At 46.6% G+C, this 2,647-nt stretch carries 4 protein-coding genes; all 4 read left to right on the top strand.

The genetic code is table 11. The annotated features are described in order from the left end of the window. On the top strand, positions 1-1,269 hold a 1,269-nt coding region (locus tag K2Y18_10280; protein ID MBX9806114.1), incomplete at its 5' end, for a dicarboxylate/amino acid:cation symporter. Beyond that, complete coding sequence (locus K2Y18_10285; GenBank protein ID MBX9806115.1) at positions 1,238-1,624, top strand: nucleotide pyrophosphohydrolase; 387 nt, start codon at positions 1,238-1,240, stop codon at positions 1,622-1,624. The genes K2Y18_10280 and K2Y18_10285, both read left to right, overlap by 32 nt. A gap of 2 nt (positions 1,625-1,626) precedes the next feature. Continuing rightward, the gene (locus K2Y18_10290) at positions 1,627-2,088 is read left to right on the top strand and encodes an NUDIX domain-containing protein (protein MBX9806116.1); all 462 of its coding nucleotides are present in this window, start codon (positions 1,627-1,629) and stop codon (positions 2,086-2,088) included. 101 nt (positions 2,089-2,189) lie between these two features. After that, the coding region (locus tag K2Y18_10295; protein MBX9806117.1) for a M24 family metallopeptidase at positions 2,190-2,647 on the top strand (458 nt) is incomplete at its 3' end.

Genomic DNA, 2,647 nt, shown 5'->3' on the forward strand with positions numbered 1-2,647 from the left:
GATACTATACTTTCAAAAGTCTTCTTGGCCCTCAAACAACGTAGCGTTCAAACAATTCTCACCCTAGCTGTCTATGTTCTCCTCGCGCCCTTTTTGCCCCCCGTCGTGCATCAAATATTTTATACAATCAGCCTCTTTATCAAGGATTTGTTGATCTGGAATATGCCGCTTGTGGTTGCGCTCTTCATCGCTCATACGGTCAGCTCCTTTGAAAGACGAGCGCCTTTATTTATCCTGACACTTGTTCTCTTTGAGACGCTTTCAAATTTAAGCAGTGTTTGGTATGCCTTTGGCGCGGCAACATTGGTGGCGGATCAGCTGCCGTTGATTAAGGCAACGACTCTGGAAAGTGACTTTGTTTCTTTGTGGCGCCTTCCCTTGAGCCGGCCCAGCTGGTGGTCAGCGGATAAGGGCGCCTTTGCAGGGCTTTTATTGGGGTGCATTTCGGCTTTCAACAAAAATCTGCTCCTTCGCCAAGTTTTGAGCCAAGGCAAGAGCCTTGCAGAATGGTTGCTCACGAAAGTGTTTGCCCGCCTTATTCCGATATTTGTTCTCGGTTTTGCTGCTCATATGATTCAAACAAAGATTCTTACCCATGTCTTTGCCCATTACGCCGTTTTGACCATGTGTCTCTCGGTATTTATCATGTGCTATCTGGTATTCTTGTTTTCGCTTGGTGCTGGTTGGTCTGTGAGGGCCATTTTGCAAAACATCAGAAATCTTCTCCCAGCAGGAGGAATGGCTCTTACCTCAAGCTGTAGCATGTCCACCATGCCGTGGACGATTGAGGGGGCTTCCAAGAATCTTCAAAATCCGATGTTAGCCAAAGCTATTATTCCGGCGACCACCAATATTCAGCAAATTGGAGATTGTATTGCACAGACCTTTTTATGCTTTATGATTTATCGCCATTTTTATGGTCATAACCCGGATTTGATGACGTGGATATCTTTCAGTACGGTCTTTGTTCTCGCCCGATTTGCAACAGCGGCAGTTCTTGGGGGGGCGATCTTTATTATGCTGCCCATTTACGAAAGTTATCTTGGGTTTACGCCAGAAATGATAGCCATCATTCTTGCACTTAATGTGGTTCTTGATCCATTAATTACCAGCAGCAACGTGATGGCCAATGGTGCTTTGTGTCGGGTATTTGAGAAGGTTTGGACCCGTGTTCAGGCTCGTTTTGCACCAACCCCAGGAGGGTATATGCCTGTTACGGGAAATTATGGAGAAGACAATGAGCGCGTTGCAAAAACTGATCGCGCTTGAGCGGACGACCGGTCGTATCGGATTTGATTGGCCAAATACAGAAACGATTTTAGATCAAGCCATCAGTGAGTGTGGAGAAATCAAACGCTCGATTCAGTCGAATGAAGGACGCAAGCGCCTCCAAGAGGAAACGGGAGATTTGCTGCATGCGGCTATTTCCTTATGTGTGTTTGAAGGGTTTGATGTAGAAGAAACCCTGGAGATCGTCAATCAGAAATTTGGGGCCCGTTTGCAGGCTCTTCAGCAGATTATGAAAGAACGTGGCGTTGAAACTTTTAAAGGGCATTCTTTTGACTTCTTGCTTGAGTTGTGGGAAGAGGCAAAGAAAATGACAAATAAGGTTAAGGAATCATAGACATGCTTTTACATTCCTTACACAAAATAGCTTACTCTCTTCGGAATCGTCTCTTTGGGGCTCTCGGCGCAAAAACCGTTGGGGCAAGGGCCCTTGTGGTTCAAGACGAACAAGTTCTCTTTGTCAAACACACCTATCAGAAGGGGTGGTATACCATCGGCGGTATGGTTGAAAAAGGGGAGACAACGACCCAAGCCATTTCGAGAGAGCTTTTCGAGGAAGTTGGGGTGACCCTGAAGGAGGCCCCTGAGTTGTTTGGGGTCTACCACAGCAATCAATTGAAGGGTGATGATTACGTTGCCTTCTACATCGTTAGAAAATTTGATATGAAAGAATCCGCTTCTCGGGAGATTGCCGAAAAGAAATGGTTTCCTCTCAAAAGTCTGCCCGACGACGTCACCCCAGCTACAAAAAGACGGGTTGAGGAATATTTAGGGACAAGAGCAAAAACAGAAAAGTGGTAAGAGAGCCGCCTCTCACAAACCATTTCTTCCCTTCTTTCTTAAAATCCGATAATGTGATTTCCAACAGGAATAAATTGAGAGTAGAAAAGCCTATGTATGTAATGGAAAATCGTTCCCATCATCACCACCACCATGATGGTCCTTGTGATCACGATCACAGCCACGATGAGGAGGATCCTCGTGATATTGTTATCCATGGACCCGAAGACTTTAAGGGGATGCGCAAAGCCGGCAAGTTGGCAGCGCAAACCTTGGATTTCATTACCCCTTACGTGAAGGTGGGCGTGACCACGGAAGAGCTGGACCAGCTCTGCCATAAATTTATCGTAGACCATGGTGCGATTCCTGCGCCCCTTGGCTATCGAGGATTCCCAAAGTCCATATGCACTTCTGTGAATCACGTGGTTTGTCATGGTATTCCGGGGGACAAAAAGCTTCTTGATGGAGATATTCTCAACATTGACGTCACCGTCATTGTGGATGGATGGCATGGGGACACCAGCCGGATGTTCACGATTGGCAAGGTTGGCGTGCGGGCGAAAAAGCTCATCGATGTGAC

The sequence above is a fragment of the Alphaproteobacteria bacterium genome (assembly GCA_019746225.1).
Classification (GTDB): domain Bacteria; phylum Pseudomonadota; class Alphaproteobacteria; order Paracaedibacterales; family VGCI01; genus VGCI01.

Excerpts from the sequence above, each read along its gene's own strand:
- K2Y18_10285 (MBX9806115.1), top strand. The coding sequence starts at position 1,238 with ATGAGCGCGTTGCAAAAACTGATCGCGCTTGAGCGGACGACCGGTCGT.
- K2Y18_10290 (MBX9806116.1), top strand. The coding sequence starts at position 1,627 with ATGCTTTTACATTCCTTACACAAAATAGCTTACTCTCTTCGGAATCGT.